This is a genomic window from Phenylobacterium sp. J367 (assembly GCF_024699985.1).
In the GTDB taxonomy this organism is placed as follows: Bacteria; Pseudomonadota; Alphaproteobacteria; order Caulobacterales; family Caulobacteraceae; genus Phenylobacterium.
Genome location: NZ_JAJONA010000001.1, coordinates 2,712,995 through 2,732,836 on the forward strand (window position 1 = coordinate 2,712,995; position 19,842 = coordinate 2,732,836).

At 72.0% G+C, this 19,842-nt stretch carries 13 protein-coding genes and 4 pseudogenes; 6 read left to right on the top strand and 11 right to left on the bottom strand.

Annotated elements, in window-relative coordinates:
* Positions 1-7: 7 nt before the first annotated feature.
* From LRS04_RS14535 to nagE, 5 genes and pseudogenes are all read left to right on the top strand, one after another.
* A pseudogene (locus LRS04_RS14535) lies at positions 8-1,330 on the top strand (TonB-dependent receptor); the annotation flags it as partial.
* A gap of 263 nt (positions 1,331-1,593) precedes the next feature.
* Positions 1,594-2,667, top strand: coding sequence for a TonB-dependent receptor (locus LRS04_RS14540; protein ID WP_257816970.1), 1,074 nt, complete (start codon positions 1,594-1,596; stop codon positions 2,665-2,667).
* A 95-nt stretch (positions 2,668-2,762) separates the two neighbouring features.
* Complete coding sequence (locus tag LRS04_RS14545) at positions 2,763-4,841, top strand: family 20 glycosylhydrolase (RefSeq protein ID WP_257816971.1); 2,079 nt, start codon at positions 2,763-2,765, stop codon at positions 4,839-4,841.
* Entirely contained in the window at positions 4,838-7,312 is a 2,475-nt protein-coding gene (ptsP, locus tag LRS04_RS14550; protein WP_257816972.1) for a phosphoenolpyruvate--protein phosphotransferase, read from the top strand. The genes LRS04_RS14545 and ptsP overlap by 4 nt, the downstream gene beginning before the upstream one ends.
* Entirely contained in the window at positions 7,309-9,015 is a 1,707-nt protein-coding gene (gene nagE, locus LRS04_RS14555; protein ID WP_257816973.1) for an N-acetylglucosamine-specific PTS transporter subunit IIBC, read from the top strand. The genes ptsP and nagE overlap by 4 nt, the downstream gene beginning before the upstream one ends.
* Here the strand turns inward: nagE and LRS04_RS14560 are convergent.
* The 8 genes and pseudogenes from LRS04_RS14560 to LRS04_RS14595 all read right to left on the bottom strand — a co-directional run.
* Positions 9,012-9,221, bottom strand: coding sequence for a hypothetical protein (locus tag LRS04_RS14560; protein WP_257816974.1), 210 nt, complete (start codon positions 9,219-9,221; stop codon positions 9,012-9,014). The genes nagE and LRS04_RS14560 overlap by 4 nt on opposite strands.
* 112 nt (positions 9,222-9,333) lie before the next feature.
* A complete protein-coding gene (locus LRS04_RS14565) occupies positions 9,334-9,609 on the bottom strand; it encodes a hypothetical protein (protein WP_257816975.1) in 276 nt (91 codons plus the stop codon).
* A gap of 115 nt (positions 9,610-9,724) precedes the next feature.
* Positions 9,725-10,099: a hypothetical protein gene (locus LRS04_RS14570; RefSeq protein ID WP_257816976.1), complete on the bottom strand. Its 375-nt coding sequence runs from the start codon at positions 10,097-10,099 to the stop codon at positions 9,725-9,727.
* Between the two features lie 96 nt (positions 10,100-10,195).
* Positions 10,196-11,848, bottom strand: coding sequence for a TonB-dependent receptor domain-containing protein (locus LRS04_RS14575; RefSeq protein WP_308238345.1), 1,653 nt, complete (start codon positions 11,846-11,848; stop codon positions 10,196-10,198).
* A gap of 77 nt (positions 11,849-11,925) precedes the next feature.
* Positions 11,926-12,270, bottom strand: a pseudogene (locus LRS04_RS14580) (TonB-dependent receptor plug domain-containing protein); the annotation flags it as partial.
* Positions 12,271-12,648: 378 nt separating this feature from the next.
* A complete protein-coding gene (locus LRS04_RS14585) occupies positions 12,649-13,632 on the bottom strand; it encodes a FecR domain-containing protein (RefSeq protein WP_257816977.1) in 984 nt (327 codons plus the stop codon).
* Positions 13,633-13,728: 96 nt separating this feature from the next.
* Positions 13,729-13,971 (bottom strand): annotated as a pseudogene (locus LRS04_RS14590) (RNA polymerase sigma factor); the annotation flags it as partial.
* A 110-nt stretch (positions 13,972-14,081) separates the two neighbouring features.
* Positions 14,082-14,273, bottom strand: a pseudogene (locus LRS04_RS14595) (RNA polymerase sigma factor); the annotation flags it as partial.
* A 333-nt stretch (positions 14,274-14,606) separates the two neighbouring features.
* Here LRS04_RS14595 and LRS04_RS14600 point away from each other — a divergent pair.
* Positions 14,607-16,466 (top strand): phosphoenolpyruvate carboxykinase (GTP), encoded by a 1,860-nt coding sequence (locus LRS04_RS14600; protein WP_257816978.1) that lies wholly within the window; start codon positions 14,607-14,609, stop codon positions 16,464-16,466.
* A 45-nt stretch (positions 16,467-16,511) separates the two neighbouring features.
* On the opposite strand, the gene LRS04_RS14605 is transcribed toward LRS04_RS14600, so the two are convergent.
* From LRS04_RS14605 to LRS04_RS14615, 3 genes are all read right to left on the bottom strand, one after another.
* Complete coding sequence (locus LRS04_RS14605; protein ID WP_257816979.1) at positions 16,512-16,745, bottom strand: hypothetical protein; 234 nt, start codon at positions 16,743-16,745, stop codon at positions 16,512-16,514.
* Between the two features lie 10 nt (positions 16,746-16,755).
* Positions 16,756-17,289: a glycosyltransferase family 9 protein gene (locus LRS04_RS14610; protein WP_257816980.1), complete on the bottom strand. Its 534-nt coding sequence runs from the start codon at positions 17,287-17,289 to the stop codon at positions 16,756-16,758.
* Positions 17,290-17,850: 561 nt separating this feature from the next.
* A complete protein-coding gene (locus LRS04_RS14615; protein WP_257816981.1) occupies positions 17,851-19,809 on the bottom strand; it encodes a nucleoside-diphosphate sugar epimerase/dehydratase in 1,959 nt (652 codons plus the stop codon).
* Positions 19,810-19,842: the final 33 nt, after the last annotated feature.

Here is a 19,842-nt window from a genome sequence, read left to right on the forward strand (position 1 = left end):
CATGGGCATGAAGCGAACCGTTCTCGCGGCGTCCACGAGCCTGGCCGCCTTGCTCGCCTGGACCGGCGCGGCGCACGCGCAGGCCGAGGTGGACGAACTGGTGGTCACCGGCATCCGCGCCTCGCTGCAGCAGTCGATCGAAGCCAAGCGCAACGCCGACGGCGTGATCGAAGTCATCTCCGCCGAGGACGTCGGCAAGTTCCCCGACAAGAACGTGGCCGAGAGCCTGCAGCGGGTCACTGGCGTCACCATCAGCCGTGACTTCGGCGAGGGCGAGCGGGTGTCGATCCGCGGCACCGCGCCGAACCTCAACCTCACCCTGTTGAACGGCCATGGCGTGGCCACCGCCGACTGGTTCATCCTCGACCAGCTCAACGCCAGCCGCTCCTTCAACTACCTGATGCTGCCGTCCGAGATCGTCGGCCAGGTGCAGGTCCTGAAGAGCCCGCAGGCCGACCTGGAGGAGGGCGGCATCGGCGGCACGGTGAACGTCGTCACCCGCCGGCCGCTCGACCTCGACAACCTGACCGTCCAGGCCTCGGCCCAGATGGCCTACGCCCAGCTCGCCGACAAATGGGACCCGCAGCTCTCGGGCATGCTGTCGTGGAAGAACGACGCCGACACCTTCGGCGTGCTCGTCGGCCTCATCAAGCAGGTCCGCCACCTGCGCCGCGACGGCGTGGAAGTGCTGGGCTACGGCTCCAACAACTTCGGCGGGACGCTCGGCACGCTCGACTACCCGTCGCTGATCGGCTCGTCGTTCTTCCAGCAGAAGCGCGACCGCCAGGGCGTGAACGTCGCCGTCCAGTTCGCCCCGACCGACCAGCTCGAGGTGAACCTCACCGGCCTCTACAGCCAGATGGACGCCGACAACTTCAACCAGAACTTCATGGCCTGGGGTTCGAACAAGGTCGGCGCCGGCTCCACGCTCACCGGCACGGAAGTCCGCGACGGCACGCTCGTCCGCGGGACGTTCGGCCAGACCGGCGGCTTCGGCGCGGTGTTCGACGCCATCGACCGGATCGCGTCCACCGAGACCCGCTCCATCGACCTCGACGTGGCTTACGAGCTCTCTGACGCCTGGAAGCTGCACGGCCAGATCGGCTACACCGACGCCGAGGGCGAGACCGAGGCCCAGCCGTTCTGGGAAACCATCGGCGTCACCGGCTTCAGCTTCGACCTGACCCAGGGCGTTCCGCGGGTCACCTTCACCAACCTCGACCCGACCAACGCGGCGGCGATGAACGAGCTGGGCTGGACCTCGCTCGACAGCATCGGCAACACCGACGAGGAGTTCTACGTCCGCGGCGACATCGAGCACACGCGCAACTTCGGTCCGTTTACCAGCTTCAAGGCCGGCGTGAAATTCACCGACCACGAGCGTGAGACCCTGCACATCGCCGGCCGCCTCGGCTCGCTCTATCCGTGGACCGGCGGCCCTCTGCAGCGGCCACATCTGCGGCCTCGCCGACGTGGCGGGCGACGTGACGCCGGGCGACTACCTGAAGGGCATCCGCGAGGCGGGGCGTGCTCTCGGCCTACCGCCAGGTGGACCGCAAGAAGCTGGAACAGCTCCTGCTCTCCAAGACCCTGGTGGAATGGACGCCGTCCACCCCCGGCAGCGCCGACTACAAGTTCCTGTCGCCCACCGACAGCTACACCATCGAGGAAAAGGCCTTCGGCGGCTACGCCATGGGCGCCTTCGAGGGCGAGGGCTACCGCGGCAACGTGGGCCTGCGCGTGGTGCGCACCGAGCAGACGGCGGACGGCTGGCTGGTCGGCGCGGGCGGCGGCACGCCCAACCCGTTCGGCGACATCACGCCGGTGACCTACAAGAACAACTACACGGACGTCCTGCCGAGCTTCAACGTGGCGTTCGACCTGTCCGAGGACCTGGTCGTCCGCTTCGCGGCGGCGCGCGTCATGGCCCGGCCCGACTACGCCAAGATCGCCCCGCAGGTGTCGGTGACGCCGTCGATCTACACCGGCATCGGCGGCAACCCGCAGCTCGACCCCTACCGGGCCAACCAGTTCGACCTGTCGGCCGAATGGTACTACGCGCCCCAGTCGGCCCTGACGGTCGCGGTCTTCTACAAGGACATCCTGTCCTACCTCGTGAACGAGACGAACGAGGAGATGCAGCGGGTCGAGACCAACACGCCGGACCTGTCGCGCTGCACCAGCATCTCGGGCGCGCTCTACAACTGCCGCTTCGACATCACCCGGCCGGTCAACGGCCCGGGCGGCCGCAACCAGGGCCTGGAAGTCGCCGTGCAGCAGCCGGTGTGGAACGGCTTCGGGGTGCAGGCGAACTACACCTACTCCGACGCCAAGGCGAACAACGGCGACCCGATCCCGGGCAACTCGAAGCACAGCTACAACCTGACCGGCTGGTACGAAAACGACCGGTTCTCGGCGCGGCTGTCCTACAACTACCGGTCCAAGTACTTCGTCGACATCGACCGGGCGGCCCAGCTCAACAGCGCGTCCAGCAAGAGCCTCGACGCGTCCGCGAGCTTCAACGTGACGGAGAACATCGCGCTCACCGCCGACGCAGTGAACCTCACCGACGAGATCCTGAAGTTCTACTCCGGGACCGAGTCGCGGCCGCGGGCCTACTACCGCAACGGCCGGGTGTTCTACGTGGGCGCCCGACTGAAGTTCTGATCCTCATCCCCTGACTTGAAGGGCGCGGCTCCCCCACTTTCCCGCGCCCTTTTCCTTTTCCATTGTAGGGTTTGCGCCGGGAGCCGGAGGGAAGGATGCGGGCGAGTATCGGTCCGTGGATCGCAGCGGCGCTCGCCGCAGCAGGGATCCTCTTCGGGAGCGCCGTCCAGGCGGCGCCCGACATCACGCCGAAGCCGGTCTCCATGGCGGAAGCCGCCGGAGCCCTGCGCATCTCGGACGGCGCCACGCTGAAGATCGACAATCCGGCAGACCGGAAGACGGCGGCGTTCCTCGCCGACCTCACCGCGCGGGCGGGCGGCCCGAAGCTCAAGCTGTCCCAGGCGCCCCGGCTCGCGGTCATCACCTTCGCCCGTGGCGACGTCGCCGATCCGGAAGGCTACCGCCTGGAGGTCAGCTCGCAGGGCGTGCTGGTCACCGCCCGCACCGAGGCGGGCATGTTCTACGGCGCCATGACGCTGTGGCAGCTCCTGACCGCCGAGCCGGGCAAGACCGTCACCCTTCAGGGCATGCGCATCGACGACGCGCCGCGCTTCAAGTGGCGCGGCCTCATGCTGGACAGCGCCCGCCACTACCAGTCGCCGGCCTTCATCCGCTCGCTGATCGACGTGATGGCGGCGCACAAGCTGAACACGCTGCACTGGCACCTGACCGACGACCAGGCCTGGCGGCTGGAGATCCGCAAGTACCCGAAGCTGACCGAGGTCGGCGGCTGGCGCGTGCCGGCCGGCGAGGCGCCCGCCCGCGACATCGACCCCGCCACGGGGAAGCCGCGGCTCTATGGCGGGGTCTACACCCAGGCCGAGGTGAAGGCGCTGGTCGCCTACGCCGCCGAGCGGCAGATCACCATCGTCCCCGAGATCGAGATGCCCGGCCATGCCTCGGCGGCGTCGGTGGCCTATCCGTTCCTTGCGGCCGCACCAGGTTCGCGCACCGCCGTGCCGTCCGACTGGGGCGTCTATCCGGACATCTTCAACACCGACGAGCGGACCATCGGCTTCCTGCAGGACGTGCTGGACGAGGTCGTGGAGCTCTTTCCGTCCACCTACATCCACGTGGGCGGCGACGAGGCGGTGAAGGACCAGTGGAAGGCCTCGCCGACCATCCAGGCCCAGATGAAGGCCCTCGGGTTGAAGGACGAGCACGCTCTGCAGAGCTGGTTCGTCCAGCGGATGGAGAAGCATCTCTCCGCCAAGGGACGTCGGCTGATCGGCTGGGACGAGATCCTGGAGGGCGGGCTTGCGCCGGGCGCGACCGTGATGAGCTGGCGCGGCATCGGCGGCGCGCTGGCCGCCGCCAAGGCCGGCCACGACACGGTGCTGTCGCCGGCGCCGATCCTCTATTTCGACAACCGGCAGACGCGCCGCAGCGACGAGCCGCCGGGCCGCCACTTCGTGGTCCGCCTGGAGGACGTCTACGCCTTTGACCCCATGCCGACCCAGCTCAGCGAGGCCGAGCGTCGCCACGTCCTGGGCCTGCAAGGCAACCTCTGGGTCGAGCACATCCGCACCGAGGCGCGCGCCGCCCACATGCTCTTCCCCCGCGGCCTCGCCGTGGCCGAGCGCGCCTGGTCTCCGGTGGGGACCAGGGACGTCGCGGACTTCATGCGCCGGGCTGAGCCCGCCACCGCGCGCATCCGCCGGCTGGGGTTCGCCGCCGCGGAGACGCCGTTCAAGGGCCCGGAGACGATCGCCGACCCGCTCTACCGCGACAGCCGCCAGCTCAAGCTGTGCACCACGAACATCGCCATCGCGCTGGAGGACGACGCGCCGGTGCGGGGCGAGCGCGCCACCTTCATGACCGACATCATGAACCCCTGCTGGATCTGGGAAGGCGCCGACCTGACCGGCGTCGGCGCCGTCCGCGTGGACGTGGGCCAGCTCCCGTTCAACTACCAGATCGGCAAGGACATCGAGAAGGTCGTGGCCGGGAACAGCCGGACGCCCGAAGGCGAGCTGGAGGTCCGGGTCGGCGGCTGCAAGGCCGAGCCGATCGTGGTCCCGCTGAAGCCCGCGGCCGGCAATCCGGCGGTGACCACGCTCGAGGCGAAGCTGCCGCCCACCACCGGCAGCCAGGACCTCTGCTTCACCTTCGCCCGGCCGAAGGTCGATCCGATGTGGGCGCTGAGCGGCGTCTGGCTGGAGCCCCGCAAGTGACGATCGCGGTGGGAGCGCCGCTGGCCGGCTGGGCGGCGCCGCTGGACGAGCTGCCGGACCCGGTGTTCGCCGGCCGGATGCTCGGCGACGGCGTCGCGATCGACCCCGTGGAGGGCGAGGTGCTGGCCCCCTTCGACGGGACGGTGATCGGCCTGCCGGCCAGCCGCCATTCGGTGACCCTGCGCTCCGCCGCCGGGGCCGAGCTTTTGATCCATGTGGGGCTCGAGACCGTGGCGCTCGCGGGGGAGGGCTTCACCGCCCACGTGGCGGAGGGCGCCCGCGTCCGGGCCGGCGACCGGCTGCTGAGCTTCGACCTCGATCTCGTGGCCGGCCGGGCGCGCAGCCTGCTGACGCCGGTGGTGCTGATCAACGGCGACGCCTTCGCCGTCGAAGCCCCGGTGACGGGGCGCGAGGTGAGGGCGGGGGAGGTGCTGATGCGGCTCCGGCCGCTTGCGGGCGCCGCGGCCGCCCTCGAGGCGCAAGGCGCCGAGATCGCCGTGGACGTGGTGATCCCGCTGCCGCACGGCCTCCACGCGCGTCCGGCCGCGCGGCTGGCGGCCCGGGCCCAGGGCTTCCGGTCCGAACTGGCCTTCGTGCACGGCGCCCGCCGGGCCGACGTGCGGAGCGCCGTGGCGGTGATGACGCTTGGCGCCGGCCACGGCCAGGCGCTGAGCCTCGCGGCCCGGGGTCCGGACGCCGAAGCGGCGATCGCGGCGATCCGCGAACTGCTCGAGGCGATCGCGGCGGAGGAGCGGGCGACGCTCGGCGCCGCCGCGCCCGGGGCGGCGATGCCGGCGGCGGCGAGCGAGCCCGGCGTGCTGCGCGGCGTGACGGCGGCGCCGGGCCTCGCCATCGGCGTCGCCCACCGGCTGGCGGCGCCCGAGCCGGTGGTCGCGGAGGAGAGCCGCGGCTCCGACGTCGAAGCCGGCGCCCTGCGCGACGCCCTGGCCCGGGTCGCGGCGGGCCTGGCCGCCGCCGGACGCCATCAGAGCCAGCGGGACATCCTGGCCGCCCACCAGGCCTTCCTCGCCGACCCCGATCTCCGCGGTCGGGCGGAGGCGGCGGTCGCGGCCGGCCGCAGCGCCGGCGTGGCTTGGCGCGAGGCGGTGCGCGAAACGGTGGCCGCCCTGAAGGGCCTCGGCGACGCCCGGTTCGTGGAACGCGCCGACGACCTGCTCGACCTCGAGCGCCAGGTGCTGTTCGCGCTGTCCGGCGAGGAGGCTCCGGCGCCCCGGCTGCCCGGCGGGGCGATTGTCGTCGCCGACGAACTCCTGCCGTCGCAGCTCATCGCGCTCGAAGGCCAGCAGCCGGCCGGCTTCTGCACGGCGCGCGGCGGCGCGACGTCCCACGTGGCGATCCTCGCCCAGGCGATGGGCGTGCCGGCGCTCGCGGCCATGGGCGAGGCCATCCTGAACGCGCCCGAAGGCGCGACGGTGATCCTCGACGCCGACGCCGGCTGCCTGCGGGTCGCGCCGGACCGGGCCGCCCTGGAGGCCGCGCAAGGGGCGCTGGCGGCCCGCGCCGCGCGCCGCGAGGCCGATCGCGCCGCCGCGGCCGAACCCGGCCGCACGGCGGATGGGACGCGCATCGAGATGCTGGCCAACCTCGGCGCCATCGCCGAGGCCCGGCCGGCGGTCGGGCAGGGGGCCGAGGGCTGCGGTCTCTTCCGCACCGAGTTCCTGTTCCTCGACCGGCAGGACGCGCCCACCGAGGCCGAGCAGACCGCCGCCTACCAGGCGGTGGCCGATGCGCTGGCCGGACGGCCGCTGACCATCCGCACCCTCGACGCCGGCGGGGACAAGCCGCTGGCCTTCGCGCCCGCGCCGCACGAGGCCAACCCGGCCCTGGGCCTGCGCGGCCTGCGCGCGGGCCTGCGCGCGCCGGCCCTGCTCAGGACCCAGCTCGCCGCGATCCTCGAGGTCGAGGGGCCGGTCCGCATCCTGCTGCCGATGGTCAACGACGTGGCCGACGTGCGCGCCGTCCGCGGCCTGCTGGCCGAGCTCGCGCCCGGGCGCGCCGTTCCGCTCGGCGTGATGGTCGAGACGCCCTCCGCGGCCCTGCTGGCCGACCAGCTCGCCCGCGAGGCCGACTTCCTCTCGCTCGGCACCAACGACCTCACCCAGTACGTGCTGGCCATGGACCGCGAGCACGCCGAGCTGGCGCCGCGCCTCGACGGCCTGCACCCGGCCGTCCTGCGTCTGATCGCCCGCGTGGCGGACGCCTGCGCCGCCGCCGGCAAGCCCGCCTCGGTCTGCGGCGGCCTGGCGTCGGACCCGCTGGCGGCCCCGTTGCTCGTCGGCCTGGGCGTGCGCAGCCTCTCCGCCGCGCCGGCCGCCCTGCCGGGACTGAAGGCCAGGCTGCGCAGCCTCGACATCGCCGATTGCCGGGCGGCGGCCCTGGCGGCGCTCGATCTCACCGCCGCCGAAGAGGTCCGCGCCCTCGCGCGTCAACGGTTCGGAGCCCCGCCATGAAGCTTCGCCTGAGCGGGGTGCAGAGCCTCGGCCGCGCCCTGATGCTGCCCATCGCCGTGCTGCCGGTGGCCGCCCTGATGCTCAGGCTGGGCCAGCCCGACCTGCTGGGCGCGCCGGCCCTGGCCGGTCTGGGCGGCGGGGCGTTCGGCATCCTGGCCCAGGTGTTCGCGGCGGCCGGCGGCGCGGTCTTCGGCAATCTCGGCCTGATCTTCGCGGTCGGCGTGGCCGTGGGCCTGGCGCGCGAGAACCACGGCGCGGCGGGCCTCGCGGGGGTCGTCTGCTTTCTCGTCGCGACGGAGGGCGCCAAGGCCATCCTGCAGGTGCCGCCCGACGCCCTCGCAGGCGTCGCGCCCGGGGCGGAGGCCCTGGCGTCGGCGGCCTGGAAGGCCAAGGAGATCGGCAAGCTCTCGATCCCGGCCGGCATCCTTTCGGGCCTCATCGCCGGCGGGCTCTACAACCGGTACTCGGAGATCCGCCTGCCGGAGTATCTCGCCTTCTTCGGCGGCCGCCGGTTCGTGCCGATCGTCTGCGGACTGGCCGGCGTCGGCCTCGCGCTGGCCTTCGGCCTCGCCTGGCCCGTGCTGGAGCGCGGCATGGACGCGCTCAGCGCCGGCGTGCTGGGCCTGGGCCCCCTCGGCCTCTTCCTCTACGGCGTGCTGAACCGGCTGCTCATCGTCACCGGCCTGCACCACATCCTGAACAACCTCGCCTGGTTCCTGATCGGCGAGCACGGCGGGGTGACCGGCGACCTCAACCGCTTCGCGGCCGGCGACCCCACGGCCGGCGCCTTCATGACCGGCTTCTTCCCGGTGATGATGTTCGGCCTGCCGGCGGCATGTCTGGCCATGTACCACGCCGCCCGGCCGGAGCGGCGGAAGGCGGTGGGCGGGATGCTGCTGTCCGTCGGCCTGACCTCGTTCCTGACCGGGGTGACGGAGCCCATCGAGTTCAGCTTCATGTTCCTGGCGCCGGCGCTTTACGCGGTCCACGCGGTGCTGACCGGCGTCTCCATGGCGCTGATGGACGCGCTGGGCGTGAAGCTCGGCTTCGGCTTCTCCGCGGGGCTGTTCGACTATGTGCTCAACTTCAACAAGGCGACGAAGCCCTGGCTGTTGATCCCCATCGGGCTGGCCTATGCGGGCGTCTATTACGGCCTCTTCCGCCTGGTGATCCGCGCCTTCGACCTGAAGACGCCCGGCCGCGAGGACGCGCCCGCGACCGTTGCGCCCGCCGCGGCGCAGCCGGCCAGCCGGGGCGAGGCCTTCGCCCGTGCGCTGGGCGGGGCGGCGAATCTCGCCTCCGTGGACGCCTGCACCACGCGCCTGCGCCTGGTGGTGACGGACCAGGCCGCGGTCGACGAGGCGGCGTTGCGGGCGCTCGGGGCGAAGGGCTTCGTGCGGCCGTCGGCGGAGGCGCTGCAGGTTGTGCTGGGGCCGCAGGCCGACCAGGTGGCCGGCGAGATCCGGGCGAGCCTCGCTTCAGGTTCTGCGGCCGGCGGCGGTCTGGCCGCGGCGCTGAGGGCGCTGAGGCCATGGGGGGTGGAGGTCTGCGACAGCCGGCTGCGTCTGGCCCTTCCGGCCGGGGCGGCGGTCGACGAGGCGAAGCTGAAGGCTGCCGGGGCGAGGGGCGTGGTCCGAACCGGAGACCGGCTGCACGTCATCGTCGGACCCGGCGCGGCGGACGTCGCCGCGGCGCTGCGCTAGCGGTTCACCAGGTACCAGGCGACGGCGCCGACCGCGCCCCAGAAGGTGGCGCCTGCGCCGAGGATGATCGCCATCCCCTTCTGCCGGCCCTTCCGATCGGGCGTGTCCGGGGTCTCGGGACCCGGGGCGTTCTGCACCATGCGCCAGCCCTCGGCCCGGTCCTTGGGCGACGACAGGTCGGTGGTGACGTCGGAAGATTGACTCATGGGACGCGTCCTTGGCACGCCACGGCTATGACGCACCTAAGCTCTCGTATCAATTGGGCGAAACAGCGACTCGAACGCCGTTAGAGGCCCGAGGCGCGTCTCAGGGGCCGCGTCAGCGCGCGCCGAGCTCGAGGACGGGCGTCAGCGGGCGTGGCGTCGCCGCCGGGCGACGGCCGTCCTGCGCCTCGCGCATCCGGGAGGCGACGAGCACGGGGTGCAGGCCGCTCAGAATGGCGAGCAGGAAGCCGTCCCGGCCTTCGCGCCAGCCTCCCGCCAGCAGATAGCTCCGCGCGAACTCGGCGAGGCCCGCAGGCACGCCACCGGCGAAGGCGCGGGCCGACCCGGCCTCGGCGTGGGCGGCCGCGGTGAGGGCCGCGAGGCGGTTCACGCGATCGACCAAGGCGCCGGTGTCGGCCGCCGCGTGCCGCCGCAGGGCCCCTTGAGCGCGCCCGCCGGCGTCCCGGACAGCGTGCCGCCGTCCAGTCGCCGGGGGCTCCAGCGCTTCAGGCCGCGGCGGTAGAGCCGCGCAGCCCGCGCCGGACCCAGCGGGCCCCCCAGCCCCGCTGGACGAGCCTGCCGCCCACATGGTTGGCCACCGGAACGTCGAACCAGTCGCCTTCGGGGCGCATCTGAAGTGTGGCGCGGATCTCCCAGGCGAGCGCCGAGTCCACCGCCTCGTCGGGCTCGACCTCGAGAATCCATTCGCCGCCGCAGGCCTCGGCCCCGGCGGTGCGGCGCTGGCTGTCGTGCGGGAAGATGCCGGCGACCAGGCGTGCGCCGGCGCGGCGGGCGATCTCCTGGAGGCGCGGAGTCGCCCGGTCGGCCACGAGGACGACCTCGTCGCAGAACGCCAGCCCCTTGAGGCATTCGCCCAGCAACGGTGCGTCATTATCGACGCACACGAGCGCAGATAGCTTCACCACGGCGACTCCCCAGCCTCCCGCGCGGACTTGGTTCACAGCCCGTTCATTGACTCATGACGCCGCCGGCCGCGATCGCCCCCCAGTCGATGATGTCAGAAGTCTGCGGCGAGCCTGACGCCGAGGGTGCGGGGGCGTTGCGGCGTCACGAGCCGCCCCTCCGCGCCATAGATGAAGGGATTGCCGAAGGCGAAGGTGTCGCCGGCCGAATCCGCCGGATTGGTGACGAAGATCATCGCCGACCACCGGTTGGAGTAGACCTCCGCGGCGAGCCGGGCCCCTCACATAGTCCTCCTGGGCGTAGGCCCGCACGCTGAGGAAGCTCACGGTGGACTCGCCCACATAGGACGCCTCGCCGCTCAGGCGCAGGGTCAGGCTCCCGTCGAGCGGCCGCTCATAGACCGCCAGGATGCCCCCCGACACGTCCGGCACGCCGGGCAGGGCGTCGACCAGCGCTGTGTCGGAGAAGTTCGGATTGGTGCGGGTCATGTCGGAATCGGCCAGCAGCAGATTGGCCTGCAACTGCAGCCCGAAGTCGAAGTCGTAGGCGGCCTCCGCCTCGAAGCCAAGGACGCGCGCATCGCCCGCGTTGGCCGTGTAGGCGACGCCGGACGGCCGGTACTGGTCGCTCTGCAGGTTTGACCACTTGTCGAAGAACACCGCGCCGCGGGCCGAGAGCCGCTGGTCGAGGAGCCGGAGCTTGGCGCCCGCCTCATAGTTGCGCAGGCGGTCCGGGGCGAAGGTCAGCCGCGAGGCGCGGATCGGCAGGATCCCGCCAGTGTTGAAGCCGCCGTTCCGGAAGCCTTCGGAATAGAGCAGGTAGACGAGCTCGCCGCCGGCGAACTCCTTCTGCAGCGACAGGGCCGGCGAGAAGTCGGAGAAGCGCCGCTCGCCCTCGAAGGCGCGGGAGACGCCAGGCGCCACGGTAGTGACGTCCGACAGCGTCTTCACCCGCGTTTCGAACAGCCGCCCCCCGGCCGCGGCGGTCCAGCCGTCGCCGAACCCGTAGGAGGCCTCGCCGTAGAGGGCGAGCTCGCGCACCTTGTCGTGCCGGTTCTCGCGATAGGCGGTGCGCAGGCCGCCGGGCGTGCGGACCCCGATCATCGAGGGCGTCTTCTCGATGGCGCTCGTGGCGTAGGCGCCGATCAGCCAGGCCAACGGGCCCGGACGCGAGGAACGGAGCACGAAGTCTTCCACCCACATGCTCACCCGCGCGGTTTCGTGGAACACGCCGAGGTCGCCGCCGAGGTTCGCATAGGTTCCGCCGGCGATCGCCACCGGCGTGGCGTCGTAGAGGCTTGAGTAGGTGTGCTGCACATAGGTCAGCGAGGAGGTGAGGCTGGCCCACGGCAGTTCGCCCCGCAGGTTCAAGGCGCCGACCGCGAAGTCGTTCTTGTGGGCCTCCTGCACGCGGTTGCCGCGGTTCTGGCCCATGCCCTGGCTGACGTACTGGCTGTCGTTGGAGCGCAGCCGCTGGCCGGCCGCCGACAGGTCGGCCTGCCAGGCGTCGGAGAGCTGGAACCGGAAGGCCAGCCGTCCGCCGTCGCGTTCGGTGCGGTCGACGTTGTTCTCGCCCAGCGCGACGTTGTCGAGATAGCCCCCTGGATCTCGTGATAGGCCGCCGCCCGCACTGCGACCTCGTCGACCTTCAGGGGTAGATTCGCATAGCCCTCGAGCACACGGCTGGGTGAGCCGTCCTCGGTCCAGGCCAGCGTCCCGGCGAGGCCGGCGTGGGCCTCGTTCAGGTCGGGCTTGTTGGTGACGATCCGGTAGATGCCGGTCAGGGCGCCGGAACCGTAGAGCGCCCCCTGCGGCCCGCGCACCACCTCGACCTGGGCCACGTCGGTCAGCCGCAGGTCGGGGTCGGGCGCGTTGAAGTTGATCGGTGCGTCGTCGAGGTAGGTCGAGACCGTCGAGCGGGCGCGGCCCGTGAAGGCGCCATCGGACAGGCCGCGGATGAGCAGCTTGTCGCGTCCCGGCCCCAGGTTGGTGGTGATGACGCCGGCGAGCTGGCTGGTGGTCCGGCCGATGTCGGTGGCTCCGGTGAGTTCGAGCTGATCCTGGGCGATGGCGCTGGCCCCGGCCGGGATGCGTCCGACGCTGGTCGGGCGCTTGGTCGCGGTGACCATCAGCTCGGCGACGAGGGCGGGCGCTCGGACCGGGTCCTGGGGCGCGGCCGGGACCGGGGGCGCGATCCGCACCGTGCGCGGGTCGACGACCCGCCAGCCGCAGGGCGCGCCGGCCAGCAGCCGGCCGAGCGCCTCGTTGAGCGAATAGGTCCCCGACAGGGTCGCGGGTCCGCCGGTCCCGCAGGCCGAGGTGCCCACCACCGAGACGTTGGCCTGGATGCCCAGGTCGATCAGGGCGTCGGAATAGCTCTTGGGCGGGATCTGGAAGCGGTAGCGCGCTTCGGACGCGTCAGACCGGCCGGCCAGCAGGCAGGCGCCCGCGGCCGTCGCGACACAGGTCAGATACGCTCCCGCTCGGGCTATGGCCCCAGGTCCCCATCAGCGTCTGGCGTCCTTGTAACGCAACACGACGCCCGTGTCGGAACGTTCTGCCGCAAGCGGGGCCAGGAGGGCGAGACGACGAATGACCGCGTCCTGATCGTCGAGCACCAGGACGCCGGAGACGGGCGTCTCGGCGAGACGCGGGTCGGCGATGCGGATCGGGGTGGCGAACTGGTCGTTCAGGTCGGCGACGACCTCCGCCAGCGGCCGATCGCGATAGACCAGCCGCCCGGCGCGCCAGCCCAGCACCTCGTCGGGCGCGGCGGCGGTGACCTTGGCGGCGGATGCGCCCTCGACGTGGTCGAGCCGCTGGCCGGGCCGCAGCCGGAAGGCCTGACCCTGCGCGCCATCTGCCGGCCTCACCTCGACGACGCCGCGGGCCACGGTGACCGACAGCTTGCCGTCGCGCCGGCGGACGTCGAACTGGGTGCCCACCACCTGCACGGTGCGGTCGCCCGCGGCGATCACGAAAGGACGCCCGGCGTCGGGGGCCACGTCGAACACCGCCTGGCCATGGGCGAGCTCCACGCGGCGCTCGTTGCGGCTGAGCGCCACGGTCATCCGGGTGCCGGCGTTCAGGTCGATGCGCGAACCGTCGGCGAGCGTCACGCTCTCCCGTTCGCCGCGAGCCGTCTCATAGCCGATCGGAGCCGGGGCGGGCGTCAGCGCCGGGATGACGATCACCGCCGCCGCGGCGGCCGCGGCCATCGCTCCGGCCGCCAGGTAGAACCGGCGGGTCGGAGCCGGGCGCACCCGGCGTTCGCTGCGGAGCGCGGTTTCCACCTCGTCGGCCGATCCGCCGAGCTCCGTCCAGACCCCCAGTGTCTCGTCGAACGCCCGGGCATGGTCCGGCGACGCCTCGAGCCAGGCGTCGAAGGCCAGCGCGTCGTCCTCGCTGAGGTCGTCGGCCTGCAGGCGCACGAGCCAGTCGGCGGCCGCCGCCCTGACTGCCTCCCCGCCGTGTGTCCAAGCCTGGTTCATGGTCGTTCCCGCCACGCCCCCGGCGCAGCCCGTCACCTGAATTGACGGCGCCGATCAGCCGCACCCCCCGGTCCAATTTTGCAATTTCAGGTAGATTCATCCGCCGAGCTTCGCCGTCAGGGCTTTCACGGCCGCGCTGACGTGCTTCTCCACGGATTTCACCGAGATCCCCATGACGTCCGCCGTTTGGGCGTGGCTCAGGCCCTCCAGCTTGTGCAGCCGGAAGGCGCGCTGCATCTGCGGGGGCAGCCCGCCGACCGCGGCGACGAGCTGGCGCAACCGCTGGCGCGACGCCGCCGCCTCGTCGGGCGGGACCTCGTCGGCCACGTCCTCCCCGCCGACGCTGGCGTGGGCCGCGCGCCGCCAGGCCCCATCGCGGGCCGCCGCGCTTGCTCGCCGCGGGCGCGGTCCAGCATCAGGTTGGTGGCGATCCGGTAGATGAAGGCGGTGGGGTTGTCGGTCTCGGCGCCCGCCGGCCGGCCGGCGATCTTGAGATAGAGGTCCTGCGCCAGATCTTCCGCGACCGCGCGCCCGACCCTGGCCGCGAAGAACCGCAGCAGGTTCGGGCGGCGCGCGAGAAAGGCCTGGACGAGGGGATCCTCGTCGCCCCGCAGATTCGCTTTTGATCGCCCCTCGGACACCGTCGCACGATGTGCCTGAATACCGTTGCGTCGCCAAGCGTACCCGGAATTGTCCGAATTTCTGTCCGCAGGACAATTGCCACCGGTGTCATAGACGGTTCGCGCCGATACATGCTGGCGGAACGTAAGGTGAGGGCTGTATGGACGGGACTTGAGTGGCGCCCTTGTGATCGCAAATACCTGATCCAAAGGCGCTTTCGTGCGTTGTGGGGCGGCTCGCGTATGTGCGGGGGGCTGTCGGCGGGTCTGGGGCCCGCCGCGTACGGTGGGTGAAGTGTTTTGATCGCGAAATCCCGGTAGGGTCGGCGATCAGGGGCCAGGGAGTTGTACTGAATGAGCCTTAGCACCGTCCCGGGCCTCGAGCCTGCGCCGACGAAACACGCGAAACTCGTCAGCTGGGTTCGCGAGATCGCCGAGATGACGGAGCCGGACCGCGTGGTCTGGTGCGACGGATCGGAGGAGGAGTGGACGCGGCTGACCGGGGAGCTCGTCGCCGCCGGCACCCTCAAGCGCCTGAACCCGGCCAAGCGGCCGAACTCCTTCTACGCCGTATCCGATCCGCGCGATGTGGCGCGCGTCGAGAGCCGCACCTTCATCTGCTCGGAGAAGCCGGAGGACGCCGGCCCGACCAACAACTGGCTCGATCCCACCGAGATGCGGGCCGACCTGAAGGACCTCTTCAAGGGCTGCATGAAGGGCCGCACTATGTATGTGGTGCCGTTCTGCATGGGCCCCCTCGGCTCGAAGATCTCCGCCATCGGCGTCGAGATCACCGACAGCGCCTATGTGGCCGTATCGATGCGGATCATGACCCGGATGGGCAAGGCGGCCCTCGACCAGCTCGGCGAGGACGGCTTCTTCGTGCCCGCCGTCCACTCGGTGGGCATGCCGCTGGCGGAAGGCCAGGCCGACGTCGCCTGGCCCTGCAACGAGATCAAGTACATCGTCCACTTCCCGGAAACCCGGGAGATCTGGTCCTACGGCTCGGGCTACGGCGGCAATGCGCTGCTCGGCAAGAAGTGCTTCGCGCTGCGCATCGCCTCGGTGATGGCCCGCGACGAGGGCTGGTTCGCCGAGCACATGCTGATCCTCAAGCTGACCTCGCCGCAGAACGAGGTCCGCTACGTGGCCGCCGCCTTCCCGAGCGCGTGCGGCAAGACCAACATGGCCATGCTGCAGCCGACGCTCGACGGCTGGAAGGCCGAGACGGTCGGTGACGACATCTGCTGGATGCGGTTCGGCGAGGACGGCCGGCTCTATGCGGTGAATCCTGAAGCCGGCTTCTTCGGCGTGGCCCCCGGCACCGGCGTCGACACCAACGCCAACGCCGTGGACGCCCTGCACGGCAACTGCATCTTCACCAACGTGGCCCTGACCGACGACGGCGACGTCTGGTGGGAAGGTCTCACCGCCGAGCCGCCGGCGCACCTGACCGACTGGCAGGGCCGCGACTGGACGCCGGAGAGCGGCGCGCCCGCCGCCCACCCGAACGCCCGCTTCACCGTGCCGGCCGACCAGTGCCCGGTGATCGCCGGCGAGTGGGAGGATCCTGCCGGCGTGCCGATCTCGGCCATCCTGTTCGGCGGCCGCCGCGCCTCCGCGGTGCCGCTGGTCAACGAGGCCCGCGACTGGCAGCACGGCGTCTTCATGGCCTCGAACGTGGCTTCGGAAGGCACCGCCGCCGCCGAGAACGCCATCGGCGAGCTGCGCCGCGATCCCTTCGCCATGCTGCCGTTCTGCGGCTACAACATGGGCGACTACTTCGGCCACTGGCTGGAGATGGGCGCGAAGGCCAAGGACCCGGCCAAGCTGCCGCGCATCTACTTCGTCAACTGGTTCCGCAAGGACGAGCGCGGCAAGTTCGTCTGGCCGGGCTATGGCGAGAACAGCCGCGTCTTGAAGTGGATCTTCGACCGGGTGGAAGGCCGCGCCGAGGCGGTGGACACCCCGATCGGCCGCCTGCCGGCCCCCGGCAGCCTGGACGTGGACGGGCTGACCCTCACCCGGGAGCAGCTCGACCTGCTGCTCACCGTGGACGAGGAGATCTGGCGCCAGGAAGCGGCCCTGATCCCGCCGTTCTACGAGAAGTTCGGCGAGCATACGCCCAAGGCGCTCTGGCAGGAGTACGACGCCCTCGTCGAGCGCCTCGGCGAACAGCCGGCGAAGCGCCCGGCCATGGAGCCGGCCGAGTAGGGCTGCAGGCGGGGAGGGGCGACCCCTCCCCGTTTTCGTCTGGCGCTAGGTCCGCGCGAGCGCGGCCTCGATCTCGGCGATCGTCTCGCTGACCCGGCCGTCCTCATCTCCGAACACGCCGTCCCAGGCCATCCTCAGGAACGGACCGGGCTGGGCCGCCCGGTCGCGATCGTGGTCGCTCTTCCAGGCCTTCAGGCGCGCCAGGGCGGCGCCGGCGGCGGCGGGGTCCAGGTGGACGGCTTCGCGGTGCGCGCGCCACCAGTCGAGATCGCCGCTCACCGACATCGGCTCAGCCCTTGCTGAAGGCCGCCGGCAGATCCAGGGCGATCTGCCGGAGCGGCGTCGCCCAGTCCCCCGGCGCGGGCTGGCGGTAGAGCTTCAGCGACGGGTACCACGGGCTCGTCGTGCGCCCGTCGTGCAGCCAGCGCCAGTCCTCGCCCTCCCACGGCAGCAGCACCCAGCAGGGCTTGCCCAGCGCGCCGGCCACGTGGGCCAGCGCCGTGTCCACCGTGATGATCAGGTCCATGTGCTGGACCACGGCCGCCGTGTCGGCGAAGTCCTTGAGCGGCAGCGGGCCTTCGCCCGGCAGCAGGTTCTCCGCGCCCGGCAGGGCGTGCAGGAAGGCCGCGGCGGGCGGGGTCAGCGAGCGGTTGCGGTCGTTCGGATGCGTCGCCTTGCCCTTCGCCGCGACGCCGATCCGGGCCGAGGGGCGCAGGCGCCGCGCCCAGGCGTTGAGGCGTTCCGTCGTCGCCTTCAGGTAGCCGGTGCGGCCGGGCAGGCTGTCCAGCGTGAGGCCGAGCCGGCCGGGCAGGGAGCCGATCATCGCCCAGGCGTCGGCGTGCGGAACCTGCAGGCGGCCCCTGCGCGGCGACCACCCTGACGCCCAGGCTCTCCATCAGGCTCGCGAGCTCGGGCCGGACGAACAGGGTCACGTCGATCCCCCGGGCCGCCAGGTCCGGCACGAAGCGGGCGAACTGGACCGTGTCTCCGGCGCCGAGCTCGTCCCAGACGGTGAGCGAGCGCACCCGACCGCCGTCCCACTCCGGATAGGGCAGCTCCGGCCGCGGCGTCGCCCCGGACAGCCGGGCGCGGGCCTCGAGCAGCGGCCAGGCCTCCGCATACCGGCCGAGCCCCAGCAAGGAATTGGCCAGGTGGACCGCCAGGTCGGCCGCGTCGGGCGCCAGCCGGTGGGCGGTGAAGGATTCCTGCAGCGCCTCGTCCCAGCGGTGTGCGGCCTCCAGCAGGTGGATGAGGTGGCGCCGCGCCGCGTCCGCGAGCGCCGGCGTGTCGAGGCAGCGGCGGTAGCCGGCCTCCGCGGCCGTCACGTCGCCGGCCGCCTGGGCCAGGAAGGCGCGCCGCAGCTCGGCGGCGGTCACGGTCTGGGTCACGGGTCTCTAGCGTCCTGGAAGGGGAGGCTCAGCCGCCGGCGATCACGCGCAGGCTCGGCGCGGGGCCGGGCTTCTCGCCGCGGATCTGGGCCACGAGGTCGAACACCAGCCGCCGGACCTCGTCGTCCCGGCCCGCGCGGGCGAGGGCCTCGAGCTGGTCGAGGTGCTCGGCCGTCGGACGCAGCGCCGGACTGGAGACCACCTCCACCACATTGGGCGAGCAGGGGCTGGGCGCGTTCGTTGTCGTCGACGAGCGCCTCGGTCAGCTTCTCTCCGGCCCTGAGGCCGGTGATCTTGATCTGGACGTCGCTGCGGCCGGACAGCGCGATCATCTGGCGGGCGAGGTCCATGATCCGCACCGGCTCGCCCATCTCCAGCACGAACAGCCGCGCGTCGCGGCCCTCCTCGCGCGAGCGGGTGGCGGTGGCGTGCAGCACGAGCTGGGCCGCCTCCGGGATGGTCATGAAGAACCGCTCCATGTCCGGATCGGTCACGGTCACCGGCCCGCCGCGCTCGATCTGCGAGGCGAAGATCGGCACCACCGACCCCGCCGAGCCCAGCACATTGCCGAACCGCACCACCGAGAAGCGGGGCCCGCCGCCGTTGCCCTGCTGGGCCTGGATCAGCGCCTCGGCCAGGCGCTTGCTGGCGCCCATGAAGCTGGTGGGGTCGACCGCCTTGTCGGTGGAGATCATCACCATGTGGCCGGCCCCGCAGGCGCGGGCCGCCTCGGCGACGTTCCAGGTCCCCATCACATTGGTGAGCGCCCCCTCGGACGGATGCAGCTCCAGCATCGGCACATGCTTCAGCGCCGCGGCGTGGAAGACGATGTCCGGCCTGGCCGCCTCGAAGATGTCCGCCAGCCGCTGGCCCTGGCGCACGTCGGCGAGCACCGGCCGATGGTCGACGCCCGGGTAGCCCTCGGCGATCTCGCGGTCGATGGCGAACAGCGAGGGCTCGGAGAAGTCCACGAGCGTCAGGCTGGCGCACTGGAAGGCGGCGGCCTGCCGGCAGAGCTCGGAGCCGATGGAGCCGCCGGCGCCCGTGACCAGCACCCGGCGACCGCGGATCAGCTCGCTCACGGCGAAGCGGTCGAGCTCGATCGGGTCGCGGGCCAGCAGCTCCTCGATGTTGATCTCGCGCATCGGCAGCAGGCGCAGGCTGTCGTGCTGCGGCAGTTCGACGATGGACGGCAGGCGCAGCAGGCGGATGCCGTCGCTCATCAGCCGGCCGAGCTGGGCGGCGGTCAGGCCCTTCAGCCGGCCCGGCTCCTCGAGGAACAGGATGGCCCGCGGATAGCGGTTCCAGCGGCGCAGGTCGGCCAGCGCCGCGTCGAGGTTCTCCAGGTGGTCGATGATGCAGACGCCGCGCACCTGGGCCCCCACGTCGCGGGCGTCGACGCCGACGATGCCCACCGGGGTGTAGCTGCGGTCGTGGCTGCGGGCGACGTCGCGCAGATAGGTGTCGGCGAGCGAGGTCGGGCCGATCAGCAGCAGGGACGGGCCCTGGGCGACCCGGTCGGTCACCGCCTTCAGGGGCGAGAAGCTCTCCAGCACGCGCTCGTGCAGCGCGCGCCGGAGCACGCGGACGCCCATGGAGCCGGCCATCTGGAACAGCGGGGCCATGAACAGCGTCGAGCGCGGCAGCATCTGGGCGCGATTGGCGAGGAACACGGCCAGCAGGAAGACGCCGACGGTCAGCAGGCAGATGCGCGCCAGGACGAGGGCGTCGGGGATCGAGGTGTAGCGCCAGGGCGACAGCTCCCGGCGGAACAGGATGCACAGCACGCCGGTGATCGAGGCGTAGAGCGCGGTGAGCTGCGGCAGGTCGCTGCGCGGCAGCTCGGACCAGGCGATGGCCGGGGTCAGCGGGATCAGCCAGGCGAGCGCGAAGGCGCCGGCCGCGATCAGGGCGTCGACCACGATCGTCTGGGCCCGGAAGGCCATCCGCTCCATCTGCTCGCGCTCCAGTCGGCTCGTCGGCTCGTG